Annotated in this window: 16 protein-coding genes; 7 read left to right on the top strand and 9 right to left on the bottom strand. The window is 63.7% G+C overall.

Translation table 11 applies throughout. From position 1 onward, the window contains the following. Positions 1–945, top strand: coding sequence for an alpha-E domain-containing protein (locus CEW83_RS07980; RefSeq protein WP_108948864.1), 945 nt, complete (start codon positions 1–3; stop codon positions 943–945). 60 nt (positions 946–1,005) lie between these two features. Here the strand turns inward: CEW83_RS07980 and rsgA are convergent, their stop codons facing one another. Genes rsgA through CEW83_RS07965 form a run of 3 tightly spaced genes read right to left on the bottom strand, consistent with a single transcriptional unit; the run spans position 1,006 to position 3,534 of the window. Further along, positions 1,006–1,929 (bottom strand): ribosome small subunit-dependent GTPase A, encoded by a 924-nt coding sequence (gene rsgA / locus CEW83_RS07975; RefSeq protein ID WP_108951272.1) that lies wholly within the window; start codon positions 1,927–1,929, stop codon positions 1,006–1,008. Between the two features lie 2 nt (positions 1,930–1,931). Then, complete coding sequence (locus CEW83_RS07970) at positions 1,932–2,249, bottom strand: cytochrome c (protein ID WP_159099416.1); 318 nt, start codon at positions 2,247–2,249, stop codon at positions 1,932–1,934. Between the two features lie 40 nt (positions 2,250–2,289). Then, on the bottom strand, positions 2,290–3,534 hold the full coding sequence (locus CEW83_RS07965; protein WP_108948862.1) for a M48 family metallopeptidase: 1,245 nt from the start codon (positions 3,532–3,534) through the stop codon (positions 2,290–2,292). A gap of 108 nt (positions 3,535–3,642) precedes the next feature. Between CEW83_RS07965 and orn the strand changes: the two genes are divergently transcribed. Next, positions 3,643–4,191, top strand: coding sequence for an oligoribonuclease (gene orn / locus CEW83_RS07960; protein ID WP_108948861.1), 549 nt, complete (start codon positions 3,643–3,645; stop codon positions 4,189–4,191). 102 nt (positions 4,192–4,293) lie between these two features. Here orn and CEW83_RS07955 read toward each other — a convergent pair whose 3' ends face one another. After that, entirely contained in the window at positions 4,294–5,946 is a 1,653-nt protein-coding gene (locus CEW83_RS07955) for an ArnT family glycosyltransferase (protein WP_108948860.1), read from the bottom strand. Positions 5,947–6,195: 249 nt separating this feature from the next. Beyond that, entirely contained in the window at positions 6,196–6,414 is a 219-nt protein-coding gene (gene rpmE, locus CEW83_RS07950) for a 50S ribosomal protein L31 (RefSeq protein WP_108948859.1), read from the bottom strand. 151 nt (positions 6,415–6,565) lie between these two features. On the opposite strand from rpmE, the gene CEW83_RS07945 reads away from it, so the two are divergent. From CEW83_RS07945 to CEW83_RS07930, 4 genes are all read left to right on the top strand, one after another. Then, positions 6,566–7,546 carry a tRNA-dihydrouridine synthase gene (locus CEW83_RS07945; RefSeq protein WP_199915240.1) on the top strand — a complete coding sequence of 327 codons (981 nt, stop codon included), beginning with the start codon at positions 6,566–6,568 and terminating at the stop codon, positions 7,544–7,546. A gap of 21 nt (positions 7,547–7,567) precedes the next feature. Continuing rightward, entirely contained in the window at positions 7,568–8,236 is a 669-nt protein-coding gene (trmB, locus tag CEW83_RS07940) for a tRNA (guanine(46)-N(7))-methyltransferase TrmB (RefSeq protein WP_108948858.1), read from the top strand. 64 nt (positions 8,237–8,300) lie between these two features. Next, positions 8,301–9,023, top strand: a complete 723-nt coding sequence (locus CEW83_RS07935; RefSeq protein WP_108948857.1) for a YecA family protein — start codon at positions 8,301–8,303, stop codon at positions 9,021–9,023. Between the two features lie 366 nt (positions 9,024–9,389). Next, positions 9,390–9,788, top strand: a complete 399-nt coding sequence (locus CEW83_RS07930) for a YkgJ family cysteine cluster protein (protein ID WP_108948856.1) — start codon at positions 9,390–9,392, stop codon at positions 9,786–9,788. Between the two features lie 54 nt (positions 9,789–9,842). Here the strand turns inward: CEW83_RS07930 and CEW83_RS07925 are convergent, their stop codons facing one another. Beyond that, positions 9,843–10,718 (bottom strand): ATP adenylyltransferase family protein, encoded by an 876-nt coding sequence (locus tag CEW83_RS07925; RefSeq protein WP_108948855.1) that lies wholly within the window; start codon positions 10,716–10,718, stop codon positions 9,843–9,845. A gap of 104 nt (positions 10,719–10,822) precedes the next feature. Here CEW83_RS07925 and CEW83_RS07920 point away from each other — a divergent pair, with 104 nt between their 5' ends. After that, complete coding sequence (locus tag CEW83_RS07920) at positions 10,823–11,041, top strand: RNA-binding S4 domain-containing protein (RefSeq protein WP_108948854.1); 219 nt, start codon at positions 10,823–10,825, stop codon at positions 11,039–11,041. Between the two features lie 28 nt (positions 11,042–11,069). Here CEW83_RS07920 and CEW83_RS07915 read toward each other — a convergent pair whose 3' ends face one another. From CEW83_RS07915 to CEW83_RS07905, 3 genes are read right to left on the bottom strand one after another with little or no spacing between them, the layout of a single operon-like run. Then, positions 11,070–12,821 carry a potassium channel family protein gene (locus tag CEW83_RS07915; RefSeq protein ID WP_108948853.1) on the bottom strand — a complete coding sequence of 584 codons (1,752 nt, stop codon included), beginning with the start codon at positions 12,819–12,821 and terminating at the stop codon, positions 11,070–11,072. Then, complete coding sequence (locus tag CEW83_RS07910) at positions 12,821–13,204, bottom strand: DUF6394 family protein (protein ID WP_108948852.1); 384 nt, start codon at positions 13,202–13,204, stop codon at positions 12,821–12,823. Before CEW83_RS07910 ends, CEW83_RS07915 begins: the two co-directional genes overlap by 1 nt. Before the next feature lie 53 nt (positions 13,205–13,257). Next, positions 13,258–13,659, bottom strand: coding sequence for a YchJ family protein (locus tag CEW83_RS07905; RefSeq protein WP_108948851.1), 402 nt, complete (start codon positions 13,657–13,659; stop codon positions 13,258–13,260). Positions 13,660–13,714: the final 55 nt, after the last annotated feature.

Below are 13,714 nucleotides of genomic sequence, written 5' to 3'. Positions count from 1 at the left end.
ATGCTGAGCCGTACTGCAGATCACCTGTACTGGATGGCCCGCTACATGGAGCGGGCAGAGAATATTGCACGGATGCTGGACGTGAATTACCGCATGTCGATGATGCCGCAGTCGCAGGTCCAGGAGGACCAGGCCTGGGGCGCAACCCTGCGGATCATGGGGCTCGAGGCGGCCTTTCACGAGCGCCACTCCGAGATCACGCCCGACAACGTGCTCGATTTCATGATCTTCGAGCCCACCAACCACTCGAGCATTCGCAGCTGCCTGCTGGCTGCGCGCGAGAACGGGCATGCTGTCCGCGGAACGCTGACCTCGGAGCTGTGGGAAACCACCAACGCCACCTGGCTGAAGATGCGCGACTTCACACGCGAAGAGTTTCTCGATGTCGGCCCCGGCGAGTTCTTCGAGTGGGTGAAGTACCGCTCTCACCTGTCGCGTGGCGTCACCATCGGCACCATGCTGCAGGATGAGTCGCTGCGCTTCATCCGCATCGGCACCTTCCTCGAGCGCGCCGACAATACCGCGCGGATTCTCGACGTGAAGTACCAGATCCTGCTGCCTGCGGGCGAGTCGGAGGGCGGCGCTGCCGACTACTATCAATGGAGTGCCTTGCTGCGCTCGGTGTCGGCCTTCGAGGTCTATCGCAAGGTGTATCGCGATCTGATCACGCCGGCGCGTGTGGCCGAGCTGCTTTTGCTGCGTGCCGACATGCCGCGTTCGCTGGCGCGCTGCATGAAGGAGGTCTATGCCAACCTTCAGGGTGTCAGCAACGCCCAGTCGGCGGAGACCGAGCGTCAGGCTGGCGAACTGGAGTCGCAACTGCGTTTTGGCAAGATCGATGACATCGTTCGTGGCGGGCTGCATAGCTACACCATGCGCCTGCTCGATCGCGTGCAGTCGCTGGGCAACCGGATTGCGGACGACTTCCTGGTGCCGGTGTCCTGACGATCACCCGGTCTGCTTGCTGAACGCAGACGGGAGGCCATTGATGGCCTCCCGTTTCATTTACCAGCCCGGATTGGCCTGTTTCGCGGCGGCGATTTCGCTGCGAATGATGCGGTAGTGCTCGAAGCGGCGGGGGTGAATTTGTCCCGCCGCGAGTGCGCCGAGGAGTGCGCAGTCCGGTTCGGCCTCGTGCCTGCAGTCGCGGAAGCGGCACTTGCCAAGGTGCGGTCGAAACTCGATGAAGCTCTCGACCAGTTCATCCGGTGTCATGTGGGCTAGTCCGAAAGCCTGCAGGCCCGGACTGTCGATCAGCCAGCCCTCGCCGAGCGGATAGAGACGCGCAAAGGTCGTGGTGTGTTTGCCGGTGTCGAGTGCGGTGGAGATCTCGCGCGTGGCGGCCTCGGCCTCGGGTATCAGCGCGTTGGTCAGTGTCGACTTGCCCATGCCGGACTGTCCGACAAGAATGCTGCGGTGCCCGGACAGGCTGGCCTTCAGCGATGCCGCGCCATCCAGCGCCGAAACCTCGAGCACCTCGTAGCCGAGGGCGGAAAACGGGGCGAGCTGATTGCGTGCTGTCTCCAGTCGATCCGTCAGATCGGCCTTGTTGAGCACGATCACTGCGGTGATGTCCTGGCTTTCCGCTGCCGCGATGCAGCGTGATATCAGCAGGTCCGAAAAGCCCGGCTCGGTGGCGACGACGATGCCGATATGGCTCAGGTTGGAGGCGATCAGTTTTTCCCGGAAGGCGTCCGAGCGCCACAGCAGGTTGCGCCGTGGGTGCAGGTGCTCAATGACGCCCTGCGCGTCGCCGGCGGCGGCGATGTCGACTTCATCGCCGCAGGCAAAGCTGCTTCGTTTGCCCCGCGGATAGCAGCGCAGGCGCCCATCCGCGGTGTCCACTTCGTAGTGACGGCCAAAGGCGGCGACAACGGTGCCGGTGCTTGTCTCTGCCTGGGCGCGCTTGCGGCTGCCTGCGTTGCGAATATTCACTTGAACTTGTAGTAGTTTTTGTTCAGATAGCCGGCAATGTGCATTTCGTCTTCCGGAAACAGATCAAGATTGAGCATGGTCGTGCACGCCGTGAGTTGCTGGCTCAGGGCGCTGGGCGAATTGACGCGGCGATCAACCCGGATATAGATGTCCGAGCCGTCCTTGCCGCCGTACTTCTGTTCATGACAGGCGACGCACAGTTTGTCGTGCATCTCGCCGCCCAGCTTGATGTCGGCTTCCGCAAACGGATCTGCGGCAGCCGGAAGGCTGAACATCAGCGTGGAGCCAAGCGCGATCAGTAGATGTATTTTCATGTCATCCTCCTTGTTGTTCTCCGTCACGGCTCCGGGTGTGTCAGCCCTGAAGCCGTGCAATACGCACTGCAGCCGGCGGGTGTGAGTCGAAGAAGCCGGAGTACACCGGGTCGGGCGTGAGTGTCGAAGCATTGTCGCGGTACAGCTTTACCAGCGCGCTGACCAGGTCGTTTGCCTGAGTATGGCTGGCTGCGTAGCGGTCTGCTTCAAATTCATGGCGGCGTGACCACTGGCTCATCAGCGGTGTCAGGGCAAAGGTGAACCAGGGCAGCGCGAGGAAGAACAGGGCGAGCCCGGCTGCGGTGCCGGTCTGAGTCACGCCCAGGCCGTTGAAGAAGGCGGGTTGCGAAAGCAGCCAGCCAAGCAGCGCAAACAGCGCGAGGCTGGCCGGGGCGAGCACCAGCAGGCGCTTGACGATGTGCTTGTGGTGGAAATGGCCGAGTTCATGTGCAAGCACGGCCTCGACCTCCTGGGGCGTGAGCTTGTCGAGCAGGGTGTCGAAGAACACGATGCGCTTTGACGCGCCAAAGCCGGTGAAGTAGGCGTTGCCGTGCGCGGAGCGGCGCGAGCCGTCCATCACGAAAAGCCCCTTGGAGCGGAAGCCGCAGCGATCGAGCAGCGATTCGACGCGGTGCTTGAGCTGCTCGTCGGCGAGCGGGCTGAAACGGTTGAACAGCGGCGCAATGAAGGTCGGCCAGATCAGCAGGACGAGGAGGTTGAAGCCGAGCCAGACCGCCCACACCCAGACCCACCACGCTGCGCCCATTGCGGCCATCAGCCACAGCACGCCGGTGAGGAGCGGAAGGCCGATCACCGCTGCCAGCGCCGCCTGCTTAAGGCTGTCGGAGACGAACAGGGCGGGGGTCATGCGATTGAAGTTGTAGCGCTTTTCCAGGACGAAGGTACGGTACAGGGAGAACGGCAGGTCGATCACCCAGCTGATTACGCCGAGCATGGCCAGCAGCGCGACACCATGGGCGATGGAGCCTGCATCGAACAGTCCTGCACAGAGGGTGCTGATGAGCTGAAGGCCGCTGCCGATGGTGAGTGCGAGTACGAAAACCGCCGAGACTGCGAGCTCGACCAGGCTGAGTCGCACCCGCTCGGCGGTGTAGTCCGCAGCCCGCTGGTGTGCCTCAAGCCCGATGCTGTCGGCAAACGCACCTGGCACGGCATTGCGGTGAGCGCGCACGTGCCGGATCTGGCGCAGCATGAGACCCGTCTTGACGAGGAGCGTGCTGCCGAGCGCGATGAGGAAGAGTACGGTAAACAGGTGTGGGGACATCCGGGAAAGCCGACGGGAAGTGATGGACCATTATGTGACACAATCGCGGCCGGGAATGTTTCATCTCGCCGCGGACAGCCCGCCCGGCGCACGAAAGGCTCAAGGATTATGGCACAGGATCAGAATCACCTCATCTGGCTGGACATGGAAATGACCGGCCTCGAACCGGACACCGATCGCATCATCGAAATCGCGGTCGTCATTACCGACAGCGATCTCAATACCGTCGCCGAAGCACCGGTGATCGTGGTGCATCAGCCCGACAGCGTGCTCGATGCGATGGATGACTGGAACAAGAATACCCATGGCAAGTCGGGTCTGATCGATCGGGTGCGTGCGTCCACCGTCTCCGAGGCTGAAGCCGAGGCCCAGATGCTGGCGTTTCTGCAGGAATGGACGCCGTCGCGTACGTCGCCCATGTGCGGCAATTCGGTGGGGCAGGACCGTCGCTTCCTGGTGCGCTACATGCCGCAGTTCGAGGCCTGGTTCCATTACCGCAACCTCGATGTGTCGACGCTGAAGGAGCTGGCGAAGCGCTGGAATCCGGAGGTGTACAAGGGCGTCAAGAAGGCCGGGGCGCACACTGCGCTGGCCGATATCCAGGAGTCCATCGCCGAGCTGGCGCACTACCGGGACAACTTCCTGCGTCTGGGCTGACACGCTCGCACGCTGCACCTGCCTTGTTCGAGGCCAGCCGCAATTCATGCCGCTGGCCTCGTTTCATTTGGCGGGTCGCCGCGGCTGCGGCACGCAGGTTTGTCAGTTACTGTCGGTGCGAAGGTAGAGCTGAAGCACTTCCAGCTGTTTACCGCCGCCACGCCGATACTCCCACACCGGCTGCCACCCGCTGCCCGGTTTTCCGTCTGCTTGGCGGCGGACGGAATAGGTCAGCAGAAGCCGGCAGGGCGTGGTGCCGTCGCGGGTGAGCGCGGGGCGAATGCCCGCATAGTAGTCGAGCGCGCTGCGTACCGCGTCGGGGAGCCCCGTGCTTGCGACACATTCAGCCTTGTGGGGGCGCAGGGCCTGCTGCAGCGAAGTCACCGCCGGGCGGTAGCTGCGGCCGTAGTCGAACCAGGGCATCAGCAAGGTGACCGCCAGGCACCACAGCATGGTCATGCCCATGGCCCAGTTCGCTGTTGCGCGCGTCGTCGTGCGTGGCAGGCGCCACACCAGGACGATCCAGAGTGCGCAGATCGCAATGCCGATGGCCGGTTGCAGCAGTCCGTCGCCGTGGGTGAAGGACGGCGTTACCCGTGCGATATGGCGCGCCAGCCCCGGCGGCCATGCATAGGCCTGAGCGGTCCAGGCGATCCAGACCAGGGTGGCGAAGACACCGAAGCTCATCACGCCAAACCAGTCGAAGGCATTGGCTGCGCCACGCCGCAGCACCGGAACGCCACCCGCGGCAAGCAGAGCGACGGAGGGAAGCAGGGGCAGGGCCGCCGTCGGTGAGAGATCGCCCTCGGCGATGATGATGCCGATCGCAATCAGCGCGGACAGCAGCGGCAGCAGCCAGCGCAGTTCCAGCATTCGGCGTCGAGCCCGCCACAGTGCCCAGAGCGCGATGGGCCAGAGCGGCCACGCAAACCAGCTCAACAGTTCGGCAAGGCGATTGAGGTCGCCGCCGCGCAGCGCATCGCTGGTGAGCGAGGTCCATTCCCGGTGCAGCCAGAGGGAAAGGAGTTCCGGCTCGGTCAGGTGTATGAGCAGGGGCCAAAGGGCGCCCAGGAGCGTTGCCAGCGAGAGACCCGCCAGCAGGCCGCCGCTGGCCCGGGGGTTGCGGCAGTCGGGGCAGGCCGTCATGACCAGAAGAAACAGCGGCAGGGTCAGGATCGCGCCACTCAGGCCGCCGGCGAGCAGTGCGAGGGCGCTGCCCAGGCCTGCCTGAAGGCTGCCGCCGACTGGCTGCTGGGGAACTCTGGCAAGCCCGTTGATCACGAGCGCAACCATCGCCATCAGGGCGAGCATTGGCTGGGTTTCGTGAGCGTGCAGTACCAGCCCGAGGCTGCCCAGGGTCAGCAGGGCTGCGGGTGTGCGCGCCGGGCGCCCGTAGAAGCGTTCGGCGGCGCGCGCAATCCAGTACACCGTCATTGCCGTGAAAACGGCGCTGGCGAGTCGTGCGCCATCGTGGGGTGGCAGGATGCTTCCGGTGAGCGTTGCCAGCAGCGCAGCGACCCAGTAATACAGCGGCGGAAAATCAGGAAAGGGCAGGCCGGCGATGGCGGGGAACAGCAGGCCTTCGCCCTGCAGCATCGAGAACACCGGGCCGAAGTGGCGTGCGTCGTCGCCGCGCCAGGGTTCGTGCCCGGTGAGGCCGGTCAGCAGGTAAAGCCCGACCAGCAGGGTCAGGCCGACGGTGCCGTAGGTTCGGCGCTGCAGTGCGGAGGGGTTGTAAGGTTCGCGGGGGGGCATTCGCGCTCGGTAGCGGTGTCGATGGGGGCAGACCTGTGTCCGCAAGACCTGCATTGTATCGGCCTCGCGGAGCGCTTGCATTGCGCATGACGCGTCTGGGGGCGATGTGGCCGCCATTTGTGCTGGCGCAGCTGGTCGTTGCCCCGGCCTGAACAGGTGTCAACGCTATTCAGGACGGGTCACGGACAACAAAAAAGGCAGCCGTGGCTGCCTTTTCGTGATGCGCTATCGCTGTTGAGCGACGGCGATTCAGCTTGCGCGCTGTACGTTGCCGTACTTTTGACGGAAGCGCTCGACGCGACCGGCGGTATCGACGATCTTCTGCTTGCCGGTGTAGAACGGGTGGCACTCTGCACACACTTCAACGTGCAGTTGCTGCTTGCCGATGGTCGAACGGGTGACGAACGTGTTGCCGCAGGAGCAGGTCACGTCGACGTCTTTGTAATTGGGATGGATTTCCGCTTTCATGTCAGATCCTGAGTACGGCGGGCGGCGGTTGTGACCACCCTAAATTGAAAACACGCAATTATCCTCGAGTCTTCCTCGCATGGCAAGCGCGCAATGATCTGGCTTCGTTTACAATGGCCTGCTTTCCCAACACCTGCCCGCGAGAAACACTTTGCGCCTGCTGCTTGCGCCGATGGAAGGTTTGCTGGACGACGTGCTGCGTGCCGTATTAAGCCGTATCGGCGGCTATGACTGCGCAGTGAGCGAATTCGCACGTGTGTCCGGTTCGGTGCTCCCGCACCGCTGTTTCCGTCGCATTGTGCCCGAACTCGATCACGGCAGCAGGGCCGTCGGCGGCATGCCGGTGCGTGTCCAGTTGCTCGGCTCCGACCCGGCGGCAATGGCTGACAATGCCGCACAGTTGGCCTTGCTCGCACCTGCTGCGGTCGACCTCAACTTTGGATGCCCCGCACCGACGGTCAATCGTCACCGCGGTGGTGCGGTACTGCTCGACGAACCCGAACTGCTGCATGAGATCGCGCGTGCCGTGCGCGCAGCACTGCCCTCCGACATGATGCTGACCGCCAAGATGCGACTCGGCGTGGTGGACAAGGGGCGTGCGCTCGAATGTGCGCAGGCGCTGACTGCCGGCGGAGCGTCCGAGCTCGTGGTGCACGCCCGCACCAAGGTCGAGGGCTATCGGCCGCCCGCACACTGGGAGTGGGTGGGCAGGATCGCCGATGTGGTGTCCGTCCCCGTCGTCGCCAATGGAGAGGTGTGGACCGCGGCCGACTGGGCGCGCTGTCGGGCGGTGTCGGGCGCGACTGACGTGATGCTCGGGCGCGGGGCCGTCAGCGACCCCTTTCTCGCTCGACGTATTCGCCTCGATCAGGACGATGATGCCGGGGTGCGTGCGGCCGAGTGGGCCTTGCTCGCGCCCCTTATTGCCGAGTTCCGCGACCGGGTGGTTGTAAAGGTGGCCGCTCACCACGCGCCGGGGCGTATCAAGCAGTGGCTGAACATGCTCCGCCGCCGCTACGAGCAGGCCGAGACGCTTTTCATGCAGATCCGCCCGCTGAAGACGCTGGCCGAGATCGACCGGGTACTGGTGAGCCGGGGCATTCTCGGCGAACCCGCCCAGCATGCAGCCTGACCAAACACGAGACAGCCTTCCTTGAGTTACGCAAATTCCACCATTCCGGTGAGCGCCCAGCAGGGCGTGCACGACAGGCTCGCCGAGCAGGTGGCCCGCCACCTCGCCGAGCCCTTTCGCAAGCCGATCAACGATTACAACCGCGACGCGTTCGAGGCCAGCCTTTCGGGATGGGACCGGCAGGCGCCGCTGATCCTGGATGCAGGCTGTGGCGTGGGTCACAGCACCATTCAGCTCGCGCGCAGCTTTCCCGATCACTGGGTGATTGGCGTCGATCAGTCGCAGGACCGCCTGTCCCGTCGCAAGCCTTATCCCGATGCGCTGATGCCGAAGAACATGGTGTTCGTGCGCGCGGATCTGGTGGACTACTGGCGCCTGCTGCACGCCGCCGATCTGCGCCTGGCTCGGCACTACATCCTCTATCCCAACCCCTGGCCCAAGATCGGGCACCTGACCCGGCGCTGGCATGCCCATCCCGTGTTCCCCTTCATTCCGCAGCTTGGGGGCGTACTCGAGCTGCGCAGCAACTGGTCGGTGTATGTCGAGGAGTTCGCTGCGGCGCTGGGGCAGGTGCTGGGGCAGGAGGTGGCGTGGGAGTCCTTCGAGGCGCCGGTGCCGCTGACCCCCTTCGAGCGCAAATATCGTGATTCCGGTCAGACCCTGTATCGTCTGATCATCGACCTGAAATGAACGCCCGGCAGTCTGGATTGCGTATGCAACCGATGCCATCGCCCTGCTTACCCTGGAGAAACACATGACCACCGATTCGGGCAACCCACACCTGATGTCTGACGAGGAGTTCGAGGAGCTGGAAGAAATGCTCACCTCGGATATCGTCCCCGAGGACTGCATGAACCTCGAAATGCTCGACGGCTTTCTGGCCGGCGTGCTGCTCTCGCCGCAGCCGATTCCGGTCGAGCGCTGGCTGCCGGCCGTGTGGTCTGCACACGAGGAGGGCATGAGCTTTGGCTCGGGCAAGGGCGTGCAGAAAGCCATCCGGCTGGTGCTGTCGTATTACAACGAGATGGCAACCACGCTGGGGCTCGATGACGATGACGAAAGCTGCTGGGAGCCGTTCTGCTTTGCGATCACCGACGTCGACACCATCAAGCTCGGCGACGAATGGGTGGAGGGTTTCACCCAGGGGCTGGACGCATGGCGCAAGGACTGGCGCGAAGGTCTGCCCGAGGACGCAGTCGAAGCGGTACGCGAAACCCTGAACACGGTCCTCGCGCCGTGGACCGAAGACGGTGCCGATGCAGTCGACGACGATACGCGGCTGGGCTGGCTCGCGGCGATGGGCGAGGCGGCCAACGACATCTTCTCGCACTGGCGCGATATGGACCTGCCTGCGCCGCAGCCGCTGCCGGTTGATGCACCGCCGGGCCCCTCGACCGCCGGGCCGGGTCGCAATGACCCTTGCCCCTGCGGTAGCGGCAAGAAATTCAAGAAATGTTGTGGTGCGACTGCCGAGTAAGCGCTGAATGTGGCAAGGCGCCGCGCACCATGCGGCGTCTTGCACTGTGTGCTGGGTGAGGCGTGTGGTGCCGATCCGGTTTGTGCAGATGTCCGCTTTGGCGTGGCTGCACGTCGTTCGCAGCGATCGCATGTCTGTCTGATGACTTGTTCGAAATATTTCTGCAAATTGTGTTTGCAAGCAGCTGAAATAAAAGAATAAATAGTGCTTGCGCAATGTCCGGCAATGGCTAGAATGCCGTCGCCGGATTTGATGGCCTGTTCATGCCCACACGACTGCTGTACGAGGATGTGGCCTGCATGACGCCAAGTCGATCCGGAGGCGGTCCCGTTCGGGAACGTTCTTCATCTCGTCGACGGGTTTGCCATGGATAGTTTCAATCCCTGCCTTGATTGCGGCATCTGCTGCACCCATTTCCGCATTTCCTTCTACTGGGGTGAGGCTGACGATGCGCCTGGCGGCTTCGTGCCTGCGGCCATGACCGAGAAGCTCAATCCCTTCATGCGCTGCATGAAGGGCAGCAATGATGCGAATCGCCGCTGTTCAGCGCTCGAGGGCACGCTCGGCCAGCAGGTTTCGTGCTCGATCTACGAGAATCGTCCGACCCCGTGCCGTGAGTTTCCGGTGTATTTCGACGACGGCACTCCCAACCCGAAGTGCGACGAGTTGCGCGCCAAGATCAATCTGCCGCCCTTGCCGAACCCGCATCCGTCGCGTGTGATCGTGGCTGCAGCAGATCCGGCGGCCGAGGTTTTCACCGCCTGAGCCGCGCGACCCCTGCGGCGCTGAACCTGCTTGCGCGCTGGCCGCGGGGCGTGTTCAGGGGCGCCGCTGCGCCACGGCGGTCAGCAGGGCGAGCGGTCCATGCGCGCGCAGCTGTTCGATCTGTTCCTTGCGGCGGACAAACAGCGAACCGGCGAAGCCCAGCGCATTGACCGAGATATCATCGATTTTTTCCTGGCTGCGCGGCACGACCAGCAGCCAGTCACGCGTTAACAGCAGGTTGTACGGCGGCATCGGCTCGGCGCTGAAGGGCATCTCCAGGGCCGTGCATGCACGCACAAAATCTGCATGGAGTTGCTCGCCGGCATCAGCTGACGCTGTCCACACCTTGGCCTCGAGGCGCACGAAGCGGTGGCGCCATGGAAGTGTCGGGTTTTCACCGATCAGTGTGTCGGCGCCAAGCGTGCGGGTGAAGCCGGGCAAGCTGCCGGTGCTCGGAACCCATTGCAGGTGTTTGTGCGGCTGACTGGAGCCCGCCACCGTGCCGCCGTTGTAGAAGCCGAGGCCCCCATGTGCCTGCATGACCTGTGCCAGTGCGGAGAAGTCCGCCACCTTGAGCGGCGCGGTCTGGGCCTCGAAGTGGCGGGTGATGATCAGCAGGTGGCGTTCGATGACGGGATACTTGTTGAGCACCGCCAGATGGTCCGGGCCCAGTGGCGCTACGGTCAGCGTGGGCTCCGGGGGCAGGAAGGGGTTGAAGTCGGGGGTGCGGCGGGTCACCGCCTCGACACGGGCAGCGTTCTTGCGTTCAAGCGATGAAACCCAGCGCACGGAAAAGTCGAAGCCACCATCGTTGAGCACGATCTTCTCGGTGCTGATCGGTTGCAGGGTGCCTGCAGCGAGTGCATTCAGGGTGCAACGGTCGCTCAGCTCGAGCAGGCTGGAGGCCGGGGTTGATGGCGAACTGGTCATCGGGACGAACACTGGGAGACAATGCCCGCCATTGTGACACGAGGCTCGTGGCTTTAAGCACTTGCGGGCAGCGTGTCATCGACCTGGACGATGAGAGAACTGACATGACGACGACGTTTGCGGTGCGCGGTGACTACATTCAGCTGGACCAACTGCTGAAGGCTGCCAATCTGGTGAGTTCGGGTGGGGAAGCACATGCTGCGGTCGAGGCCGGACTGGTGAAGGTCGATGGCCGCCCAGAGTCGCGCAAACGCGCAAAGCTGCGGGTCGGGCAGAAGGTGCATTTCAACGGCGAGGACGTGTTGCTGGTGGCGGAGGGCTGAGCACGCACGCCGCAGCGAGCGTCACGGGTTACGGCAGGTGACGGTTGCTCGGCTGTTTTTTCCGTTGCGCAAGCTTCTCCCAGATCCAGCCGCCGGGGAGGTCGGTGCCGGTAAGGATGTAGTTCAATGAGTGTTCGTTGGCGATATTGAAGCCGAAGCGGCCGCGTGCCCCGGGCCTGCCGGCGAGCAGCAGCTCGTCGCCCGGTCGCACCGCCGTGTTTGCGGCCGGTATCACGAGGTCGTCGTCGTCATCGCGCACCAGGTAGAGCACCTCGCAGGCCAGGAATTCATTACGGTTGCCATGCGAGCGCAGCAACTGGTCGATCGTGATCGTTTCGCCCCGCATCAGCCGGCGGTAAAGGGCCGGCGCACGGCTCAGGTTGATGCGCTCGCTCCAGACATCGGGCACGGTCCAGCCCAGGCGGCGCGTCATGCGATCGAGCAGCCAGGCGCACCATTCTTCGTCGCGGCTGCGAATCTCGTCGAGAAACGGTGCCAGCAGCGGGGTGCTCAGAATGGCGAGGCATTCATGGGCAATGATCTCGCTGGGAACCACGGTGATGTCCGACTCGAAGGCGCCGTAAAGGGCGCGGTTGGCATAGTGGTTCTGGCGCAGGATGACGAACAGGTTCTTGTTGAGCTCGCGCGCGGTCACCGCGATGGACAGGTTGTCCACGTCCGAGCTGGTGCCCGCCACGATGCCGACGGCGTCCTTGATGCCGGCCTCGAGCAGGGCCACCGCGCCGGTGCCATCACCCTGAACCCAGCGGTGGGTGGCGTCATCCGGCGGTTGGCGGTCGATGATGGTCACCGGGACCGCCTCCGAGTCCATCGCATCCACCATGAGCTTGCCAAAGCGTCCGTGCCCGCACAGCACCCAGGCGCCGCGCGGTGGTTCCCGGTGGCGCTCTACGGTTGTGCCTGGCAGGCCGGTGAGCCAGCCCAGCAGTTGCCACGCGGCCGGTGCATGCAGTGCAAGCGCGAGTGTGTCGCCGAATTTCTCGAACGGGTTGATGATGTGCGGCGTGCCGAACGACGCCATGTTCGCCGCGGTCTCAAGGGCTTCCGCGCGCGCCATGACCGGCAGGCGCGGCGCCAGCAGACGGGCTGCAATGGCGATGGCGAGATTGGCGCTGTCGTCGTTGGTGAGCGCGATGACCCCGATGCAGCTTTCATGGGTCAGACCGGCATAGCGCAGCGTCTCGGGGTTGCTGGCATCGGCGGTGAGGAAGGGGACGTCTGCAGCGTAGCTGTGGAGGTCGATTTCGCCCACCTTGGATTCATCACGCTCGATGACGACCGAGCGGTAGCCCAGGCGGTCGAGCGCGTGGCAGATCAGACGGCCGGTTTCGCCATAGCCGCATATCAGGTAGAAGGGTTCGCCCAGGTGCTGGACGGCGCGGACGAAGCGCTGCGTCGCGATCGCCTGTTGCAGGTTGCGGTCGGACAGAATGGCGAACACCGTGCCGAGGGTGTAGGCCCACCCGACCACCGACAGGTAGATGCAGACCAGTACCCAGAGCCGCTGCTGATCCGAGAACGCATAGGGGATCTCGCCAAACCCGATCGTGGTTGCGGTGTAGCTGGCGAAGTACAGCGCATGGAAGAAGCTCAGATAATGAGGGCGTCCGTCGACATCAATGCCTGGCGCGAGCGTGAGCCCGAGCACGGTCATCGCGACGATCGAGATCAGCAGGATCAGCGGCAGTCTCAGCCGCCGCATGATCAGGAAGAAGACGCTATGGTGCCGCGCCAGCGGTTCGAACGGAGGTTCGTGCATCAGCGGCGCTGCATGATGGTTTCAGCGATCAGGATCACGACCGACACGACGTTGGCGAACAGGGCTCCGCCCGACAGCGAGACGACGCGCGCGGTCATCTCGGGCGTCAATCCGCTCGCGGTGATGTGAGCGGCGTAACCCCAGACCATGGCTGCGGCAATGAGCTGCAGGTCGGCCACCAGACTGGTTGCAAGGTGGATGGCTCCGATCTGCGTGCGGTCGCCGAACTTGAGCATGGTGGCGATCAGACTGACGACGATCGCGGCAAAGAGCTCATAGATGTCGTGGTGTCCGGGGTCGGCAATATCGCCGACAAAGAAGCCGAAGTTCAGTGTGGCAGCGAGCAGGATGAAGAAACCGAAGATGACTTTTTCGAGGTTCATGTTGTTCTCGTTGGCGAGGCTTCGGGGTTGATGCAGCGGATTATAGGGTGGCTTCAGCGGTCCTTGTCCGCATCGTGCATGTCGCCGTCAAGGTAGAGCCAGCGTCCGTCCTCGCGCACGAAGCGGCTGGTTTCGTGCAGTCGGTGGGCACGTCCGCCCACCTTGTAGCGTGCAAGGAACTCGACTTCGGCATGTGTTTCATCCGTCTGCCGGTGTGCGCGCACCTGCAGCCCGATCCATTTTGGCAAGGGAGCGGTGTCGAACAGCGGCGGTGCCGGACGGGTCGATACGTGCCAGGTCGCCAGCAGATAGGCTTCGTTCTCAAGCACATAGGCCGAGTAGCGCGAGCGCATCAGCGCCTCGGCAGTCTGTGGGCTGAGCGTGCCGTCAATGGCCGGGCCGCAGCAGGCGCTGAACTCCTTGCCGGATCCACAGGGACAGGGGGTGGGTTTCATCTTGTTACCGGTGATGTCGGATGCCCATTTTGCCCCATCAGGCTGAGATTGGTAT

The sequence above is a fragment of the Parazoarcus communis genome (genome assembly GCF_003111645.1).
Classification (GTDB): Bacteria; Pseudomonadota; Gammaproteobacteria; order Burkholderiales; family Rhodocyclaceae; genus Parazoarcus; species Parazoarcus communis_A.
The sequence above is the reverse complement of the archived record's forward strand: the minus strand, read 5'-3'. Positions and strand labels throughout refer to the sequence as shown.

Excerpts from the sequence above, each read along its gene's own strand:
- orn (WP_108948861.1), top strand. The coding sequence starts at position 3,643 with ATGGCACAGGATCAGAATCACCTCATCTGGCTGGACATGGAAATGACC.
- CEW83_RS07970 (WP_159099416.1), bottom strand. The coding sequence starts at position 2,249 with ATGAAAATACATCTACTGATCGCGCTTGGCTCCACGCTGATGTTCAGC.
- CEW83_RS07905 (WP_108948851.1), bottom strand. The coding sequence starts at position 13,659 with ATGAAACCCACCCCCTGTCCCTGTGGATCCGGCAAGGAGTTCAGCGCC.
- rpmE (WP_108948859.1), bottom strand. The coding sequence starts at position 6,414 with ATGAAAGCGGAAATCCATCCCAATTACAAAGACGTCGACGTGACCTGC.
- CEW83_RS07955 (WP_108948860.1), bottom strand. The coding sequence starts at position 5,946 with ATGCCCCCCCGCGAACCTTACAACCCCTCCGCACTGCAGCGCCGAACC.
- CEW83_RS07910 (WP_108948852.1), bottom strand. The coding sequence starts at position 13,204 with ATGAACCTCGAAAAAGTCATCTTCGGTTTCTTCATCCTGCTCGCTGCC.
- CEW83_RS07930 (WP_108948856.1), top strand. The coding sequence starts at position 9,390 with ATGGATAGTTTCAATCCCTGCCTTGATTGCGGCATCTGCTGCACCCAT.
- CEW83_RS07925 (WP_108948855.1), bottom strand. The coding sequence starts at position 10,718 with ATGACCAGTTCGCCATCAACCCCGGCCTCCAGCCTGCTCGAGCTGAGC.
- CEW83_RS07980 (WP_108948864.1), top strand. The coding sequence starts at position 1 with ATGCTGAGCCGTACTGCAGATCACCTGTACTGGATGGCCCGCTACATG.
- CEW83_RS07920 (WP_108948854.1), top strand. The coding sequence starts at position 10,823 with ATGACGACGACGTTTGCGGTGCGCGGTGACTACATTCAGCTGGACCAA.
- CEW83_RS07935 (WP_108948857.1), top strand. The coding sequence starts at position 8,301 with ATGACCACCGATTCGGGCAACCCACACCTGATGTCTGACGAGGAGTTC.
- CEW83_RS07965 (WP_108948862.1), bottom strand. The coding sequence starts at position 3,534 with ATGTCCCCACACCTGTTTACCGTACTCTTCCTCATCGCGCTCGGCAGC.
- CEW83_RS07915 (WP_108948853.1), bottom strand. The coding sequence starts at position 12,821 with ATGCACGAACCTCCGTTCGAACCGCTGGCGCGGCACCATAGCGTCTTC.